Annotated in this window: 15 protein-coding genes; 13 read left to right on the top strand and 2 right to left on the bottom strand. The window is 49.7% G+C overall.

Annotated features, from left to right (window positions below; translation table 11 throughout):
- The first annotated feature begins 194 nt into the window (after positions 1-194).
- The 5 genes from HAV38_RS10150 to aroC all read left to right on the top strand — a co-directional run bounded on the left by HAV38_RS10150 (position 195) and on the right by aroC (position 6030).
- Positions 195-2090, top strand: coding sequence for an MFS transporter (locus HAV38_RS10150; protein WP_168055002.1), 1896 nt, complete (start codon positions 195-197; stop codon positions 2088-2090).
- Positions 2091-2092: 2 nt separating this feature from the next.
- Positions 2093-3133: a DUF2157 domain-containing protein gene (locus HAV38_RS10155; RefSeq protein ID WP_168055004.1), complete on the top strand. Its 1041-nt coding sequence runs from the start codon at positions 2093-2095 to the stop codon at positions 3131-3133.
- Complete coding sequence (locus HAV38_RS10160) at positions 3130-4299, top strand: DUF4401 domain-containing protein (RefSeq protein WP_168055006.1); 1170 nt, start codon at positions 3130-3132, stop codon at positions 4297-4299. The genes HAV38_RS10155 and HAV38_RS10160 overlap by 4 nt, the downstream gene beginning before the upstream one ends.
- Complete coding sequence (locus tag HAV38_RS10165; protein WP_168055008.1) at positions 4292-4864, top strand: GDYXXLXY domain-containing protein; 573 nt, start codon at positions 4292-4294, stop codon at positions 4862-4864. Before HAV38_RS10160 ends, HAV38_RS10165 begins: the two co-directional genes overlap by 8 nt.
- Positions 4865-4938: 74 nt before the next feature.
- On the top strand, positions 4939-6030 hold the full coding sequence (aroC, locus tag HAV38_RS10170; protein ID WP_168055010.1) for a chorismate synthase: 1092 nt from the start codon (positions 4939-4941) through the stop codon (positions 6028-6030).
- Between the two features lie 200 nt (positions 6031-6230).
- Here aroC and HAV38_RS10180 read toward each other — a convergent pair whose 3' ends face one another.
- Positions 6231-6455 carry a hypothetical protein gene (locus tag HAV38_RS10180; protein ID WP_168055012.1) on the bottom strand — a complete coding sequence of 75 codons (225 nt, stop codon included), beginning with the start codon at positions 6453-6455 and terminating at the stop codon, positions 6231-6233.
- 27 nt (positions 6456-6482) lie between these two features.
- On the opposite strand from HAV38_RS10180, the gene HAV38_RS10185 reads away from it, so the two are divergent.
- The 7 genes from HAV38_RS10185 to HAV38_RS10215 all read left to right on the top strand — a co-directional run bounded on the left by HAV38_RS10185 (position 6483) and on the right by HAV38_RS10215 (position 14026).
- Positions 6483-7244: a sulfite exporter TauE/SafE family protein gene (locus HAV38_RS10185; protein ID WP_168055014.1), complete on the top strand. Its 762-nt coding sequence runs from the start codon at positions 6483-6485 to the stop codon at positions 7242-7244.
- 202 nt (positions 7245-7446) lie between these two features.
- Positions 7447-8031: a DUF4126 domain-containing protein gene (locus tag HAV38_RS10190; protein ID WP_168055016.1), complete on the top strand. Its 585-nt coding sequence runs from the start codon at positions 7447-7449 to the stop codon at positions 8029-8031.
- Positions 8028-10529, top strand: a complete 2502-nt coding sequence (locus tag HAV38_RS10195) for an ABC transporter permease (protein WP_168055018.1) — start codon at positions 8028-8030, stop codon at positions 10527-10529. The genes HAV38_RS10190 and HAV38_RS10195 overlap by 4 nt, the downstream gene beginning before the upstream one ends.
- Before the next feature lie 171 nt (positions 10530-10700).
- Positions 10701-11144, top strand: coding sequence for a group II truncated hemoglobin (locus HAV38_RS10200; RefSeq protein WP_168055020.1), 444 nt, complete (start codon positions 10701-10703; stop codon positions 11142-11144).
- An 80-nt stretch (positions 11145-11224) separates the two neighbouring features.
- Positions 11225-12718, top strand: a complete 1494-nt coding sequence (locus HAV38_RS10205; protein WP_168055022.1) for a DNA recombination protein RmuC — start codon at positions 11225-11227, stop codon at positions 12716-12718.
- A 301-nt stretch (positions 12719-13019) separates the two neighbouring features.
- Complete coding sequence (locus HAV38_RS10210; RefSeq protein ID WP_168055024.1) at positions 13020-13187, top strand: transposase; 168 nt, start codon at positions 13020-13022, stop codon at positions 13185-13187.
- Positions 13188-13636: 449 nt separating this feature from the next.
- Positions 13637-14026 carry a hypothetical protein gene (locus HAV38_RS10215; protein WP_168054729.1) on the top strand — a complete coding sequence of 130 codons (390 nt, stop codon included), beginning with the start codon at positions 13637-13639 and terminating at the stop codon, positions 14024-14026.
- 374 nt (positions 14027-14400) lie between these two features.
- Here the strand turns inward: HAV38_RS10215 and HAV38_RS10220 are convergent, their stop codons facing one another.
- A complete protein-coding gene (locus HAV38_RS10220) occupies positions 14401-14703 on the bottom strand; it encodes a type II toxin-antitoxin system VapC family toxin (protein ID WP_209216706.1) in 303 nt (100 codons plus the stop codon).
- A gap of 285 nt (positions 14704-14988) precedes the next feature.
- Between HAV38_RS10220 and HAV38_RS10225 the strand changes: the two genes are divergently transcribed.
- Positions 14989-18780, top strand: coding sequence for a bifunctional diguanylate cyclase/phosphodiesterase (locus HAV38_RS10225; RefSeq protein WP_168055026.1), 3792 nt, complete (start codon positions 14989-14991; stop codon positions 18778-18780).
- The last annotated feature ends 183 nt before the right edge of the window (positions 18781-18963 follow it).

Genomic DNA, 18963 nt, shown 5'->3' on the forward strand with positions numbered 1-18963 from the left:
GGCAGACATATCAGGTACCAAAATTCAAAACATCTATATACGGAAAATAATTCATAAAGTTAGGGAAGCGACTTATTCCTCCGGCGGACCAGTCAACGTACAATTAATTCCTCCGTTCCATACTCCGCTTTAGTACTTGCCGCTATAGCGCTTATCGTTTAGGTACCTACGCTGTAATATATTTAACGATCACCATGCCACCAACCAGTCGTCCCAATCAATTCTCTCTGTTGCGTCAACGTCGCTTTGCGCCATTTTTCTGGACGCAATTTTTTGGCGCGTTTAATGACAACGTGTTTAAAACCGCGTTGCTCACAATTTTGACTTATGACGCATTAAGCTGGACCAGCATGGATCCCGGTTTTCTGACCAATCTTATTCCGGGATTATTCATCTTGCCATTTGTATTGTTCTCGGCAACGTCAGGACAACTTGCGGACAAGTTTGAAAAATCCCGCATCGTGCGCTATGTAAAAGTATTTGAAATCGCCGTCATGTCGTTGGCGGCGATCGGTTGGATGACGCATAGCCTCTGGCTGTTGATTAGCGCCATCGTGGGGATGGGATTACATTCAACGATATTCGGGCCTGTTAAATACGCCTATTTGCCGCAACAGTTACAAAAAGATGAATTGGTCGGAGGCAATGGCGTCATTGAGATGGGCACCTTTGTCGGCATTTTGTTAGGGGAAATTTTAGGTGCCGTATTAGTGGTGCATAAATCCTGGGGGCTGGAGTTAGTCGCCGGCGGTACGCTCTTTATCGCCATCATCGGTTTGCTTTCCAGCCTTCGGATTCCGCTCACGCCAGCGCCGGAACCAGCGTTAAAAATTAACTGGAATCCGATTACCGAGACCGCGCGCAACCTGCGCTTTTCGCGCCAAAATCGCCCGGTGTTCCTGGCGATGATGGGCAACTCATGGTTTTGGTTTTATGGCGCGATTATGCTGGCGCAATTTCCGCTATACGCAAAAAATTATCTGCACGGCGACCATAGCGTTTTTGTTTTGTTACTCACTATATTTTCACTTGGCGTCGGCAGTGGATCGCTGCTGTGCGAGCGCCTTTCTGGTAATAAAGTAGAAATCGGGTTGGTCCCATTCGGATCGATAGGCTTAAGCGTATTTGGCTTTGATTTATTTCTTGCAAGTCTGGGATATACCAATACAGCGACCGTGGATTTTATCGGATTTTTTGCGCTGCATGGCAGTACGCGAATTTTGTTCGATTGCCTGATGATCGGGCTATTCGGCGGGTTATACATTGTCCCGTTATTCGCGGTGATTCAGACCAGATGCGATGCCGCCCACCTATCGCGCACGATAGCCGGGATGAACATCCTGAATGCGCTGTTCATGGTGGTCGCCGCGTTGCTGGCAATGATTTTGTTAAAAGCGGGTTTGACTATCCCGCAAATATTTATGGTGACTGCTATCCTAAACGCCATCGTCGCCATTTATATTTTCTCTGTCGTGCCCGAATATCTGGTGCGCTTTATGGCCTGGATTCTGATCCACACGATTCATCGTATACGTACGGTTGATATCAACAGAATTCCGGAAGAGGGCGCCGCTGTGCTGGTCTGTAATCATGTCAGTTACGTGGATGCCATTGTCATCATGGCGGCCAGTCCACGACCAATCCGGTTTGTGATGGATCACCAGATTTTTAAAATACCGGTGTTAGCGTGGCTGTTTAGAAACAGCAAAGCGATACCCATCGCGCCATTTAAAGAAGATGCGGTATTGATGGAGAAAGCCTTTGCCGATATCGCTGCAGCGCTGGAAGATGGCGATCTGGTGTGTATTTTCCCCGAAGGGAAATTAACCCGCAACGGTGAGATGAATTTGTTCCGCAATGGTATTGGCAGAATTGTTGAGCGCACGCCTGTTCCCGTCATCCCGATGGCCTTGCGTGGCTTGTGGGGCAGTATCTGGACGCGCGGCGAGGGTAAGTCATTTGGTCGCTCTTTTAAACGCGGCCCTTTGTCCCTGCTGGAGCTGGTGGTAGGAAAAGCCGTTGGACCTATCGATGCGACGCCAGAATACCTGCAACAGCAAGTCCAGACTCTGCGCGGTGAGTGGAAGTGACGATGTCGACAACGCCAACCGACACTCGGCAGCAACAGCAGGCAAAGCTATCAAATACGTCGCGCTTTAGTAGTCCTGTGCGGACTGTTATTACGGGCTGGTTGTTGGATAAACAGTTATCGCCAATGGCCGCAGAGCGCGCTTTGCAGTTGTCAGGCGAGTTACCGAAAGCAGCAGACTGGAATTATTTTCTTCAGAAATTTTTTTTGTTTGGCGGGGCTTTGTTGCTGGTGGCCGGCATCATTTTTTTGTTCGCTTTTAATTGGTCAGTGTTGCCACGATTTGCCAAGTTCACTTTGCTTGAAGGGCTCTTGATCGCTGCGGCGTTGTCGGCGCATCGCTACACGCTCGATACCCGCAAAGGCCAGGCCGCGTTATTCGCGGCGATGTTGTCTTGCGGCGCGCTGTTGGCTTACTTTGGACAGACTTATCAAACTGGAGCCGATCCTTACCAGCTCTTCCTGACCTGGAGTATTTTAATTTTTCCATGGGTCTTAATCTCGCGTTTAAATATAGCGTGGTGTCTGTGGCTGACGTTATTAAATGTCACATTGATGCTCTATCCAGCGCTAGACCAAATCAAAATATTCTGGTTTCTCGGACCTAAGGATTTTTTGTACGATATATTATTCTGGCTTAACCTGCTGATATGGGGAACTGCCGAAATTGTTTTTCATCGGCAGCGTCCAGATTCTACTGTTGCGAGCTATGCCTGGCGATACCGTTACTTTATGCGGTTTTCGACGCTTCTCACATTGGCCTGTGGCGTCATGTTTAGCAATTCGCTGGTGATATTGGTCGTGACCGCCGCATTTTATGTTTTGTATTTTCGTCGGCGCGATTTGTTATTGTTGACTGGCTGTTGTTTTGCATTGATTGCCATTGGCGCCATGCAAATAATAAATTTTACTCTTTTTCTTTTTGATAAAGACGGCACTCTTTCTTTGCTATCTCTGAGTTTATTTCTAATGATTGCTCTGGTCACCGCCTCGCTGTGGTTTGCCCGCCTGCAACGTCAATGGCGGGTAGAGGAGCGGATTTGAACAACGTTTCCTCGCCGTCCGCAAGGACGGATCAAGTCGCCGGGAGTGAACATTTACAATGGGAGCCCACTCTTCTTTGGCAGCAGTTACATGCCGAAAGTTGGGTATTAACTGATCAGGTGCCGCTGGCTCTGCCGGCGCAGGCGTCAGCGCCATGGTATATGCACCTGATGTTGGGTCTATGCGGTTGTTTTACTGCATTTTTCTTCATGATATTTTCAGAATTTTTGTTTATTGATTGGCTGGATTTGAAATTCGCGGTGCCGCTAATGGGAGGGATATTGATCGGCATAGCGGGCTTTATTACCCGCTTTGGCAGTAACGATCTATGGAGGCAGGTCGCATTCGGGCTGGGTATGGCGGGACAGACGATCGCGGGATTTTGGTTAGTGCACACTTTTGGTGACAACATCGCATGGCCCTGGTTTTGTGTGGCCTTGGTTCAAATAATGTTAGTTGTGCTGATACCAGGGTTTTTGCTTCGCTTGCTGACCACCTTCTCGTCCGTATTGTTCTTGCAATGCGGTTGCCTGATAGGGTGTGGGTTTAGCCCGGTTTTGCCAGTTTGTGCTGCGTTGGTAGCGCTTCTTTGGCTGGATGAGTCGTATTGGCAAGTCCGCTTACGTCATGTCTATTTGCCGATTGTTAGCGGCTTGTCGCTGGCACTGGCAGGTCTGGTGATTTTGGCGACCTCGACACCTTTCCTGGCGTCTGGAGGAGTCGATAACCGGTATCGCTTCTTGGGTGGCGGCCTGGACCAATGGCTAAGCTTGCTTGAGCCGGTCATCGTTGGGGTAATATTTTTAACGGTGGTGGCGCAATTAGCGCATCCATTGCCGCGAGTACAGCGGATGGTTGCGTTTGCCAGTGGGCTGGCATTGGCGATTCTTGGTGGCTGGATTATGGGGTTGGAGCTGGGGGTGATGTTGATATTGCTTGGCTTTGCGCGCGGCCGACGGACGTTGATGATCGCTGGCATTGTGGCCTCGTTCGGTTATTTGTCATGGTTCTATTATTCTTTGCCTATGACTTTGGTATTCAAGTCTATCGGCCTGATGCTGACGGGCGTGGCGTTTTTGGTGGCTTATTACATCCTTTCCCGCTTATCAACTGAGGTAGGAACCGGAGCAATACCAGAGGTGACTACGGAGGCAGAAAATGTTTGATCAGGCAATCGTCAAAAACAACCGGGGCGGCTTGATATTGATCGGCCTGATGCTAATACTGGCAGCGATCAATCAAGCAATCTGGCATAAAGAAGAGACGCTAAAGTACGGCCGCAGCATATCGTTGGCAATGGAGCCAGTGGACCCGCGGTCGTTAATGCAAAGCAATTACATAGCGCTGGATTGGCAATTATCCCGGGATATACAGGCTTCATCCGCGTCCATTCCAGCGACTGGCAAGGCGGTTATCGCCTTGCCTTCTGATGAAGCAGCGAATTTACCGGCCACATTTGTCCGGATCGATGATGGCAAGCCGTTGGCAAAAAATCAGATCTTAATTGAATACCGGGTGCGAAAAGGCCATGTAAAAGTGGTTGCCGATGCTTATTCTTTTCAGGGCAGCCAAGGCGCAGCTTTTGCCGCCGCCCGTTATGGCCAGTTCCGTGTTGCGCCAGACGGACAGGCGCTATTAGTCGGTTTGCAAGATGAAAAGCGCGTGCTGATACGCCCATCGACGCCAACTTTGGCACAAACGTCCACTAAAACAGCCAAAAAATCCCCGTAACCGGTGTGCAACTAACTGTAGTGTCATCGGCACTGGTAAAATTATCCTTTAAAGTATAACTATTCAGGATTACCATGCCCGGCAATACTTTCGGCTCGCTATTTACCGTTACCAATTTTGGTGAATCCCACGGACCCGCCATCGGATGCGTGGTCGATGGTTGTCCTCCCGGCCTGGAATTGTCAGAAGCGGATATACAAATTGACCTCGACCGCCGCAAACCCGGGACTTCACGTCACGTTACCCAGCGTCAGGAACCAGACACGGTAGAAATTTTATCCGGCGTCTACGAAGGTAAAACCACTGGCACGCCGATCATGTTGCTGATTCGTAATCAGGATCAACGCAGTAAAGATTACGGTAATATTGTCGAGACCTTCCGTCCCGGCCACGCAGACTACACCTATTGGCAAAAATACGGCATACGCGATCCACGTGGTGGCGGCCGTTCTTCTGCACGCTTAACCGCGCCCTCGGTGGCGGCGGCAGCGATTGCCAAAAAATGGTTGCTGCAACAATACGGCACGGTGATCAATGGCTATATGAGCCAGTTGGGCGAGATTCCAATTGCTTTTGAATCGCTCGAACATGTCCCGCAGAATCCATTCTTCGCACCGAATACCAGCCAGATCGCCGCGCTGGAAGAGTACATGGATGCGCTGCGCAAAGACGGCGACTCGTGCGGTGCCCGCATCAACGTAGTGGCGTCCAACGTCCCGGTTGGTTTGGGCGAGCCGTTATATGACCGACTGGATGCCGATATCGCTTACGCGATGATGGGTATCAATGCAGTCAAGGCGGTTGAAATAGGTGCCGGCTTTGAAGCGGTGGTGCAAAAGGGATCAGTCCACGGCGATGAAATCACCCCCGACGGATTTTTGAGCAACAACGCAGGAGGCATATTGGGCGGAATTTCAACCGGTCAGGATATTACCGTGACAATCGCGATTAAGGCGACCTCTAGTATTCGCACGCCCCGCCGTTCAATCGACAAGCAAGGCGCACCAACAATCGTGGAAACTTTCGGTCGGCATGATCCGTGTGTCGGGATTCGGGCAACGCCGATAGCCGAGGCGATGCTAGCGCTGGTATTGATGGATCATGCGCTGCGGCACCGTGCGCAGTGCGCTGACGTGAGCGTGCCGCTGTTAGTCAATCGAAAGTAAAAGCAGCCAAAGTAAAGTCAGCCAAAGTAAATAAGCCGAAATAAAACCGGACTTCTTTCAAATCGATTGCTTCTTGCGAAGACCGCTGCTGTCATTGAGTAAGCGGCGCTTCTTTTCTTCCCGGTAGGCAAGCCGCGCGAAGTGCGCCGCATATTGGTCGGGCAGTATGAAATGCGTTATGAACGCCAGGAATCAACTATTTACATGTTACGTCTTTGGCATACACGAGAAGAGCGGTAAAAATGCATACGGTTAATCACTATTTTCATATCAGTTGGGACAATGCCCGTCGCCACTACCAATCTGCCGTTCGGCAATTTGAAAGTAAGTAGAGTTTTCACAAATTCTGGTTCAATACGTTGTGTTTTACTCTTTAAGAAATAAATTAAAAAATTTTCTGTAATATCTTGCGGCAATTCTGCCATCCTATCCTGCCGGTCCTCTCACCAAATATGTTTGATTTATTGTTATCTTTTTGCGGCAATCTTTTGCTAGGCGTGGCGCTGGGCGGCGTCGGTGGTCTGTTCGGGATTGGCGGCGGCCTGATTGCCATTCCGGTACTAGGTATGTTTTATGGGATGGATCAGCAACTAGCGCAAGGTACGGCGTTAGTCATGATCGCGCCTAATGTGTTAATCGGATTTTGGCGTTATCGCCAACGCAATAAACTGGACTTGCGTGCAGCCAGCATGCTCGGCGGCTCGGCCATGCTCGTGACCTACTTAACTGCGTGGTATGCCACCGTGATTGCTAGCAGTACGCTGCATTTTGCGTTCGCGGTCTTCATGGGGATATTGGGCTGCTACCTGTTATGGAATTTGCTGAGCAGAAAACCGCTGACCCCGACCAGAACTGCACTGGGATTGAACTATTTGCCCGTCGTTGGAGTCATTGGTGGAGCAGTCTCCGGATTTTTCGGTGTTGGCGGCGGGGTGGTCGCACCGCCGGCGCTAGTCGCATTTTTTGGTATGACGCAAACGGCTGCGCAGGGAATGGCGTTGGCGCTGGTGTCGCCCGGTGCGGTGGTCGCATTGTGTACATTTGCTTACGCGGGGCACGTGAATTGGCAGATTGGGTTGCCTCTGGCTATCGGCGGTATATTGAGTGTGTCGTCCGGCGTTGCTCTGGCGCATCGGCTGCCTGAGCGCCGTCTGCGGTTATGTTTTAGTAGCGCTCTGATCGTGTTGGCGGGCTGGTTGATGTTGCGGGGTTGACGCGGGTTGACGCTCGTTGGCGCTCATTGATCAAACAGGTGCACGGAGCTCCACGCAACGCTTGCCGTCCTTCCGTGGGTTAAAATATTTTATATTTTTGGAGTTATCCGCACGTTTTATCTAAGTTTTAATTTGCCAAATGATGCAATAAGGATGCTTAATTCAACGTTTTAGTGCCCACTTATTGCAGTGAGGAGACGAGATGGTTGATACACTTTCGACTGCTGCGATGGCTGGAGGATTGTCTTGGGCCAGCGGCCTGCGCCTCTATATGGCGTTGTTTATCGCCGGTTTGTTCGGGCGTTTGGGATGGATTATGTTGCCCCATCCGCTTGAGGTATTACAGTCGCCCTGGATTCTCGGCATCACCGGCTTATTAATGCTCGTGGAGTTCCTGGCAGATAAAATCCCAGGACTAGATTCCCTCTGGGATGCAGTTCATACCTTCATCCGGATTCCAGCGGGTGCAGTACTAAGTGCCGCCGCGATGGGAAATACGGATCCTGCATGGACCACCGCCGCAGCGCTGGTCGGCGGCACCTTCGCGGCCAGTGCGCATGCGACCAAGGCCGGTAGCCGTGCAATGATCAATACCTCCCCCGAGCCTTTAAGCAATTGGGCGGCTTCCTTTACAGAGGACGTTAGCGTACTTGGCGTGTTGTGGGCAGCGTTTTATCACCCTTGGATCCTGTTTGGGTTTTTGCTGGTATTCTTCATTTTTGCAATCTGGTTATTGCCCAAGTTGTGGCGTAGTCTGCGCTGGGTTTTTCAAAGGCTTAGTACATGATTTTGCAGTCTCTGCGGATGACGCAACGCGATTGGCGTGCGGGTGAGTTACGATTTTTATTAGTGGCGTTGATTGTGGCGGTAGCGGCATTGTCCTCGGTAGGATTTTTCGTCGACCGGATGCGCGCCGGACTGACGCGCGATGCCCACCAGTTATTGGGGGCCGATCTGCTGGTCGCCGCCGATCAGCCCCTCAGTTCGGGGTGGCGGGCAGAGGCGCAACGGCGTGGTTTGACCATTGCCGACACAGTAGTATTTCCTAGCATGGCGCTCGCTGGCGACGGCGATGATGCCAGATCCCAACTGGCTTCACTGAAGGCCGTATCGCCTGGCTATCCATTGCGTGGCACGCTGAGTATCGCCAACACAGCAGGCGGACCCGACAGCGTAACGCGTACCATCCCGGCTGCGGGCACGGTCTGGGTTGACCCCAATATTCTTACCGCATTAAACATTCAGGTAGGCGCACACCTCAAGTTAGGGGACCGCACGTTTACGATTGCGCATATTCTCTCCGTCGAACCGGATCGTGGCAGCGGCTTTGTCAATTTTTCGCCGCGTGTGATGCTGGCGCTCGCCGATCTGGCGTCCACCCATTTAGTACAAGACGGCTCACGCGTCACCTATCGGTTATTACTCTCCGGAGCAGTGCCCCAGGTTCAGGCCTTTCAAGCTTGGGTAGAGACTGAAATCGCTCGTGACAATGTTAAAGGCGTGCGGATAGAATCGCTCGAAACCGGACGTCCCGAAATGCGGGCGACGCTGGATCGGGCGCAACAATTTTTATCGTTAGTGGGATTGTTATCGGCGATGTTAGCAGCCGTTGCGGTCGCTATGGCAGCGCGACGTTTCATGTTGCGTCATCTGGATGCCTGCGCGATGCTACGTTGTCTGGGATTGACGCAGAATCAAGTGACGCAATTATATTTGTATGAATTCCTATTAATTGGATTGATAGGCAGCATCATCGGTGCGCTGGTCGGATATGTCGCGCACTTTGTGTTGCTGGAGTCATTGGGGAAGTTTGTCTCGCACGATTTGCCCTCGGCCAGTATCGTTCCGGGTGTGCAGGGCGTGGTCACCGGTTTATTGCTGCTGGTAGGTTTTGCGTTACCGCCGATTTTGCAATTGCGAAATGTTCCGCATAATCGCGTCATCCGACGAGAGCAGGACGCCCCGCAGGTCGCTGTCGTCGCAACCTATGGACTGGGCACGCTTACCTTTGTCGGTTTGTTGCTGTGGCAAGCTGGCGATGCCAAGTTAGCCTTGCTGACCGCGCTCGGGTTTTTAGGTTGTTTTATCGTCTTTGGGTTTAGCTCGTGGCTGGCACTGAAATCTTTACGGCGCTTGCGCGGCGCTTTGCAGAACCCCAGCTGGCGTTTTGCCTTGACCGGTTTGCAACGTCGCCCGGGCGCGACGATAGTACAAATCGTCGCGCTGGCATTGGGCCTGATGGCGCTTTTGTTACTCACGGTGATTCGGGGAGATCTGATCGGTGCATGGCGACAATCAACACCCGCCGATGCGCCAAATCGATTTGTCATTAATATTCAACCGGACCAGCTTGCCGATATCAATCGCCGTCTGGTCGCCGCAGATATTACGCAGCCTAATCTATATCCAATGATTCGCGGTCGATTAATAGAGATTAACGGCAATCCTATCAAGCCCGATACTTATCAGGATGACCGCGCCAAAAGATTGGTAGAGCGCGAATTCAATTTGTCGACGATGGCTGCGGTGCCGCCAAAAAATCAAATTGTCGCAGGTCGTTGGTATAAAGACGATCAGCCCGAGGCATCGGTAGAAGAGGGACTGGCAAAAACCTTGCACCTCAAGTTGGGGGACAAACTGACGTTCGATATTGCCGGTCAGACCGTGAGCGCACCGATTACCAGTTTGCGCAAACTGGAATGGGGATCGATGCAGGTTAATTTCTTTGTAATCCTCAATCCAAAAGTAATGGTGAATACGCCGCAAACCTGGATAACAGCATTTCGTTTGCCCCCCTTGCACGGCAATCTTGGTAACCAGTTGACGCGCGATTTTCCGAACCTGACGGTGGTCGATATCGGCAGCATTATTCAACAACTTCAAGACGTGGTTGATCAGGTGGTGGCAGCGGTAGAATTCTTGTTTTTGTTCACCCTCGCATCTGGCGGATTGGTGCTGTACGCAGCGTTGTTAAGTTCGCAGGACGAGCGCACGCGCGAGGCCGGATTGCTGCGGGCTTTGGGTGCGACGCGCAGGCAATTGTCCCATGCGCAGTGGATTGAATTTGCGCTGATTGGTAGTCTTGCCGGATTTTTGGCAGCCACCGGTGCAGCGGCGACTGGCTGGGCGCTGGCGCATTATGTATTTAGTTTTACCTGGACTTTTAGTCCGTTCATCTGGATCGCTGGAATGGTAATCGGGGCGACTTGCACGTTTTTGGGCGGATGGATAAGCCTGCGCGGCGTGTTGTCACGGCCACCTCTGGAGACATTGCGGGAGGCTTAATTGGTGCAGGTGCGGTGCGGTACGTTGGGACCGCATTCTGTTTGGCGATAACAGCAGGTCACACAGCGGACTTCAGTAATAGCTTCCAGTAAGAGCTTCCCTCGGCTAAGTAGGTGAAATGCGCACTTTTAAAAAGCAACCGCACCGTTGGTTGCGTTATCATTCTTTGCTATGACTATTGAAAACAATTCTTCCCTTGAATCGACCCCACCCTCTATCTTCGAATTGATCGGAGGCGCGGAGCGCTTGCGAGAATTGGTTGACCGCTTTTATGATTTGATGGATTTGGAACCTGTGTTTTCAGGAATCCGAATCCTGCATCCGCCCTCGCTGGACGGGTCCAGAGATAAATTTTATTGGTTCTTATCTGGATGGAGCGGTGGCCCGGATTTGTTCGTCGAGCGATTTGGTCATCCGCGCTTGCGGGCGCGTCATTTACCATACGCCATTTCTACGCCGGAACGCGATCAGTGGTTACGGTGTATGGCGCTGGCTATGCAGGACGTCGGATTGGAACAGACGTTACAGGAACGGCTGATGTCTTCGTTCTTTGATACCGCAGATTGGATGCGCAACAAAGCCGACAAGGTGGACGGCACCGAGGCACCGGCATAATCTGGTTGCCTACCTTATCGGAGGGTTGCCAGTGCAGCCCTTTTTTGCATTTACTTTTGAAATGACTTTGAACCGACACCATGACGTTAACCGATTTGCTTGTTTTGTTCTTTGTTGCAGCTATTATCATTATTCTTCAGATAGCAACAATTTGGCGCAACGGTCGCGATAAAAGTAGTGAGGGTAATGAAGCGCAACTAGTCCAGTTGTCACAGTTAAAAGATGAACTGCTACGGCGCCAGCAAGACATCGGTGAGCGTAACGACCGTAATGCGCGAGAGTTGCGCGATCAGGTGCAAACCAGCGCGCAGGGTACGCGCCAGGAAATCGGCGTAAATTTTGGTCAGTTGCAACAAACGCTGGTGGCCCAGATGACCAGTGTCGCGACGTTCCAAAATAGTCAGATCGATACCTTTGCCCAACAGCTGGTGCGACTTAATGAAACCAATGCGCAGCAACTTGACGGTATGCGGTTGGCGATGAATCAGCAGGCGCAGACCAGTCGTGAGGAGCAGGCACTTTCTTTACAGCGTTTTGGCGATACCTTAAATCAAACGTTGGCAACGTTGACCGAATCCAATGCGCAGCGAATGACCGAGATTCGCACGACATTGGAATCGAAGATCAAGGATCTGCAAAACGATAACGGTTTGCGCCTGGAAGAAATGCGCAAAACCGTGGACGAAAAACTTCATGCCACGCTAGAGAAGCGTTTGGGTGAATCCTTTCAGATTGTCTCTGACCGCCTGGAAAAAGTGCATAAGGGATTGGGTGAAATGCAGCAGCTAGCGATAGGCGTAGGTGATTTGAAGCGCGTCCTGACCAACGTTAAAACCCGCGGCACTTGGGGCGAAGTACAGCTTGAAATGTTATTGGAGCAAGTGCTGACGCCAGAGCAGTATGCAAAAAATGTCGAGACCATTCCGGGCAGCGGAGAGCGTGTGGAGTTTGCCATTAAGTTGCCCGGCAACGATGACGGCAATACACCGGTCTGGATGCCGATAGACGCCAAGTTTCCCAAGGAGCAGTACGAAAGACTATCAGAAGCGGCCGACCGCGCAGATGCAGATGGCGTCGCCGTGGCCGGGCGTGAGTTGGAGCGCGCAGTACGGGGCGAGGCAAAAACCATCGCTGAAAAATATTTATCGCCACCATTAACCACCGATTTTGCGATCCTGTTTTTACCCACCGAGGGTTTGTACGCAGAAGTAATGCGCCGCCCCGGATTAGCCGATGATTTGCAGCGCATCCACCGCATCAGCATCGCTGGCCCATCAACATTGTCGGCGTTGCTTAACAGTCTGCAAATGGGATTCAGAACCCTGGCGTTAGAAAAACGCTCATCGGAAGTATGGCAAGTACTAGGTGCAGTGAAAACCGAATTCACCAAGTTCGGCGACGTACTGGCAGCAACCAAATTAACTCTGGAACGTGCAGCCAAAAACATCGATCAGGCCGAAGTTCGCAGTCGGCAGATGGCCCGTAAATTGAAATCGGTAGAAGCATTACCAAGCGAAACCGCGCAACTAATACTAGGTAAAGATCCGGAGCAATTGCCGGACGAGGAAAGTTGATCAGGCTTGGCTGAGTTTTGTAGTTGCGGTTGCGGTTGGAGTGGCGGTTGCGGTTGCGGTTGCCGTTGCAGTCGCAGTCGCTTCTAACCTGTCCCTCCCGTAAAACATGTTGGAGCCATAGGGGAAATTATCCGACACCTAACCGTCGAGACCCAAATGATGCACGACATGGGCTACTTGATGACCGACACGGTAGCGGCCCACTAACAAAGGAGCACGCAATGACTGATGTCATCACCGCAGCAACAGTCTAAACTGAACTGCACACCAAAAGTTAGACATCAACTTTTAGGATATTTTTATGGGGAAATATTCCGAGCAGTTAAAACTGGCGGTCATCGAAGATTACTGTTCTGATCAGTCGGGTCTCACAGATACCGCACAGCGGCACGGTGTTGATGTTTCATCGCTACGAAAATGCGTGGCGGCATATCGCGTGTATCAAAGAAAAGAAGCGAGCTTGCTATAGCGTAGAGTTTAAAATGACGGTGATGCAACGCGTACGAGAAGAGTCACTCACTTATTGACAGGCAGCTGCCTTGTTTGACATTCGTAGATTTGACATTATTGGTCACTGGGGACGTCAATATAATGAAGGTGGGATAGACGCCTTATCTTCGAGACCGACCAATCATTGCAAAAAAATGACAAAGCCATCGCTTCTGCAACTCGAACCGCCAACACTAGATGATTAAACGCGTACTCGGCAGGAACTTCTCGACGCATTGAATTACGTGCGCATGGAGAACGCCTACTTAAAAAAGTTCAATGCCACCGTATCCATGGGATTATCAAGTCGATGGATATCGTACCGAGATTGCAAAGATTCGACATGGATTAATCCAAATTAGCACGGTGGATTATAGTCGAGTCAGCGGTTAACACAACAAGGTCAGTTATAGCGAGGAGCCAGAAAAAATGAATCCCGAACCGATTGCCCATCCTAACGTCAACCCTCACCACAAAGAGGGCGATGCCATACCGGAGGTGAAGAGCGATGTCGATAATGCGTTGGACGAAGCGCTGGAAGAAAGTTTTCCTGCTAGTGATCCCGTCGCCATTACCATCGCGAACCCACCAAAAAAGTCGATACAAAAACGGGCGAAGGTGCCATACTTCGAAACGCGGGTGTTAGTGGCAAGTAAAAGAGCGTCCATCAGCCCTAAAATTGCCCCGGTCCATTCTAATGCTGTAATCAATTTTTCTACTTGTTGTCGAAGCAGTCATCATTTATTAGGTTGCGAGTCGGAGCGCCAAACGCTGAGCATGTGCGACATCCACTCCGCACCAACTCGGTCAACTGCGTAAGCTATAAAGTCATCGGGAGTTAGTTCACGCATGCGACCGGACGCCAAGGCAAGGTACAGCATTTCGCTCTTTGAAAGTACATTTACACGGTCGTAGTTGCTCGTCCAAGCTTCGCGCGCGATTTCGTTCAGGTGTTGAAGTGAGCATGTTGGCGAAATCATCAAATTTCCACTGCTTTTGGTGGTGAGTTGAGAAGATAGAAACGACTTTCGCAAGTGGAAGACTTGTCCCCTCAGCAGAAAATTTCAATCCCACGCTTACCATGATCCTCATATGGGACTTTGCATGGTCGCTGCAGCACCTTAATCCACTCAGTAGTTCAGCTCCTTTTGGCGTTAAATCCGTTCTTTCATGCATCAATTTCCTTAGTGAACTCAATCTTCATAAGGAAGAGCTGGAACGCGGCTAAATTCACGCACATTGTTTGTGACCAGCATACATCCCGAAGTAATCGCCTGACCGGCTATAGCGGTGTCGTTTTCGCCAATTACCGATCTTGCCTGGGTGAGTTGGATATTCACCTCTGCCGTCGCGTCCATGGCGGCCTGGTCCCACGGCAAGATCTCATCCAAACGCTTAACGAATTCGTCAACCAGTATTTTATGCTTTGATGACGGCTTCTTGCCAATTTGCCCATAACGCATTTCAGCGTAAGTAATGGCTGGACGGAAGCGCAAATTCGCCCCGCTTACTGCGAAATATGGTACGGCTTCGGGCGAATTCTAACGATCGGGAAAGCTGATAAAAATTGAGATCCTCGACGGCATTTATACCTTTATTATTTAAAATAATCATAAAATACTTCTAAGAATATTGACATATTGCATTATCATCCATCGCTATTCGCATTTTACAAAGTGTACATTCCGAGTAGCAGTATCTGTTGCTCGTGATGCAAATGGGAACATACTTGAGCTAATGCCATATTATTACTGAAGAAATTTCTAAACTAAAAGGTGCTTTTGAATATTTATGCAAATTGGCGCTGGCTAAAAGTGATTTTTCCATTTCTTAGTACTGTCATATTGCTACTTTTAGGGGTTCTTTACAGCATGGACGTATTGTCTTCTATGCATGCTTTTACGGAGGCGGAAAGAAGTTACTCTAAAGCACAGAAGCAGGCAGTTCTAAAATTGGTGGAATACGCCGCCTCCCATGACGAACGCGATTATCAGCAATTTTTATTTTGGATAGCAGTCCCAGTGGGGGACCGGACGGCTCGGTTAGCTTTGAATACCATTCCTCCAAATCTTAGTGCAGCACGTCAAGGGCTCCTCAAAGGTCGCAACCATGAGGATGATATTGAAGGGTTGATACGACTCTACCGCAATTTTTCCCACATAACCTATATCCGCAAAATAATTGCAATCTGGGAAAAGGGGGACGAATATATAGCGGAACTCGAAACAGTTGCAAACCGGATGCATGGGGAGTATGTGTCAAGACGTTTTGACCCTGCTACCCAAGAAGCACGCCTCGTCCATATAAAACAGATTGACATCCACCTTAATTTGTTGGAAGAAGCATTTTCCTTCAACTCGGAAAGAGGGGCACGTGACTTTCAACATATATTTATGTTGGTCATGCTCGTCATTACTTTGATCTTGACGGTGTTCGTTGCTTTTATTTTAAGGAGGAAGTGGCTAAAAACCGAGAAAATTGCCAACATACTTCGTATAAGTGAGGAACGTCTCGATTTAGCTATGCGCGGCACGAGCGACGGGTTATGGGACTGGGATATTCAGGCAAAAAGTGTCTACTATTCTCCCCGTTTTAAGGAGTTAATCGAACAAGATGGCGAAAAGTTGCTATATACGCCAAATAATTTCGTTCAATATATTCATCCAGGAGATGTAGATTTAGCGCGGGTAGCGATGAATAATTATCTGCGCGACAGTACTTCATTCGACATAGAGTTTCGAATTGTTACACGAACCGGCAAGTTACGCTGGATCCGCTCGCGTGCCCAGTCAGCGTTGGATTCGGTTGGTACGCCGTTACGTTTAGCGGGGTCCATCACCGATATTACCGAGCGGAAAATGGCTTCACTTGAACTGCTCCGGACCAACCGGGCGTTACAAATGCTGAGTCGATGTAGCGAAGCGGTGAACAGGACCGAAAACGAGTACGACTTGCTTTTGCAAGTATGCCGCACGGCAGTGGACGTCGGGGGCTACCTTCTTGCATGGGTGGGATTTGCACAGGACGATGAAGCAAGAACAATTACGTATGCTGCTATGGCCAGCGACCATGGTGAGATCGCCCCCGCAGAAATTAAATCCAATGTTTCGAAGGATTCGTGCCCTGCCCTGCAGGCTATTCACAGCGGTGCGCCAGTAATAGTCAGCGGTAGGGAACTAGACATTCAATTCCTGTCATGCTTATCAGATTTGCAACGCGAAAATTGCTACGGAGCCATTTGCTTGCCACTCCGCGACAAGGGCTCCACTTTCGGTGTTCTCGTCCTATATTCAGGTGACGCTTTAAGCGTATCTAACGATGAGACTAAGCTGCTGCAAGAATTAGCAGACGATCTGGCGTTCGGCATTGTTAGTATTCGGCTACAAGAGGAAAAACGACAAATTCAAACAGCCGTACTCAACATCGCGGTAGGTGTATCTGCCAGCAATGGCACCGCATTTTTTGAGCAATTGGCCACCAATATGACGGAAGCGCTAGGAGGAAGTGCCGGCTTTGTTGCACGCTTCCTTCCTGGTGAGCCGATTTCTATGCGAACCATAGCTGTAGTAATGGATGGCCTCATCATAAATAATTTTGATTGCATCCTTGAGGGTAGCCCCGGTGAAAAGCTAATAACAGTTGATAGCTTTGTTGTATCTGAAAAAGCTTTTATGGATTTTAGTCACTCTCCTTTCCTAAGAGTCCTCAACGTGCAAGCCTATGTAGGTCGTCGACTTTTTAATTCGAAAGGAGACCCTATCGGTTTGCTTGTCGTATTGTTTACAGAAGCGCTAAAAAAAGCAAATTTCATCACAAACACTCTTCAAATTTTCGCCGCACGAGCTGCTTCTGAAATGGAGCGCCAGGAAACCGATACCCGGATTCTAGATCAAGCATCGTTGCTCGATAAGGCGCAGGACGCCATTATTGTCAGCGGGATTAACGAGAATATTTTATTCTGGAATAAGAGCGCTGAACGTCTTTATGGATGGACACAAGAAGAGGCCCTCAATAGCACCATTAATTTTCTATCGGACAAGCCCGAGTCCTTCCACGCCGCCACCAAAAGCGTTATCGAACTTGGAGAGTGGAGTGGAGAAATCACTAAGCGCCGCAAGGATGGCAGTATATTGACAGTGGAAAGCCGATGGACTTTGGTGAGAGGTGACGATGGCCATCCGCTGTCAGTCCTTGCTATCGATACGGATATTACTCAACGCAAAGCAGCTGAGCGTGAAATTCAGCATCTTGCATATTACGATCCGCTGACGCTACTTCCTAATAGGGCACTTTTAATAGATCGCCTTCACAAAGCGCTATTATTAGGATGTCACGTTCAGCACTCCGGAGCATTGTTGTTTATTGACCTGGATAACTTTAAGACTATCAACGACACGCTGGGGCATAGCACAGGCGATTTGTTACTACAACAAGTAGCTCAAAGGCTTGCTAGCATAGCATCACTTAACGATACCGTGGCGCGCTTCGGAGGGGACGAATTCGTAGTTATGCTACTCGAATTAGATACTAATCCGACACAAGCCTGTATTCAAGTGAAAATCATTGCCGAAAAAATTCTCAGCATTCTCAGCCATCCTTATGAGATCGCAGGCTTAGAGCATCACAGTACCTCCAGTATCGGTATCACCTTATTTTGCGACGATCGTGATCCTGTCAGTGAACTTTTGAAACGCGCTGATCTCGCTATGTATGAAGCCAAAAAGGGGGGGCGCAATGCGATGCGGTTCTTCGACCCTGAAATGGAGACTGCCCTCATCGTTCGCGCAGCTTTGGAGGCAGATCTACGCCAAGCGTTGCGACGGGATGAGTTTTTCGTTTGTTACCAACCTCAGATTAACAACAATGGTCAAATCATCGGCGCCGAAGCGTTAGTGCGCTGGCAGCATCCTCGTCTCGGAATAATTTCTCCTGCTGACTTTATACCATTAGCAGAAGAAACCGGCTTAATTATGCCTTTGGGTAAATGGGTTTTAGAAACCGCAAGCGCTCAATTAGCCGCCTGGGCAAGCCACATGGAAACATCCGAGCTCACTATCGCAGTAAATGTTAGCGTTAGGCAGTTTCGTCATCCGGACTTTGTCGCTCAGATAAAGTCCGTACTGCATTTCAGAGGTGCCAATCCGAGGAGGCTAAAGCTTGAGCTTACCGAAAGTTTGATGGTAGATAATATGGAGGAAACCATCGCCAAAATGATCGAGCTAAAATCGGAAGGAATCACTTTATCTTTAGATGACTTTGGAACAGGTTATTCCTCGCTTACTTATCTAAAGCGTTTGCCGCTGGACCAATTGAAGATTGACCGCTCGTTCGTTAAGGATGTACTGATCGACCCGAACGACGCGTCCATTGCTCGTACCATCATCGCGTTGGGAAAAAGTTTAGGTTTAGAGGTGGTCGCTGAGGGTGTTGAGACGGACGCCCAGCGTAGCTTTCTGGCCCAGCAAGGCTGTGATGCATATCAAGGATATTACTTTAGTTGTCCTATACAAATAAAAAAGCTCGAAGCGTTCATACACGATAATTTGTGTATAGCAAACGTGAGCGATCCATAAGCCACAATACACGGAGTTTATCGCGTTGCGCAATCGCCGTGACCTGAAAGGGGCATCTGTACAAGGCGATGCAATTGACAAAGTTAGCGGCAGCTAGCGTGACGTATTTGTCGGTTTGCTCAGGGGCGATTCGGCTTAACCACTCTTTGGTTTCTGTCGTTACGAAGGCAAGTGTGAATTTCA

The organism is Glaciimonas immobilis, assembly GCF_011947285.1.
Taxonomy (GTDB): domain Bacteria; phylum Pseudomonadota; class Gammaproteobacteria; order Burkholderiales; family Burkholderiaceae_D; genus Glaciimonas; species Glaciimonas immobilis.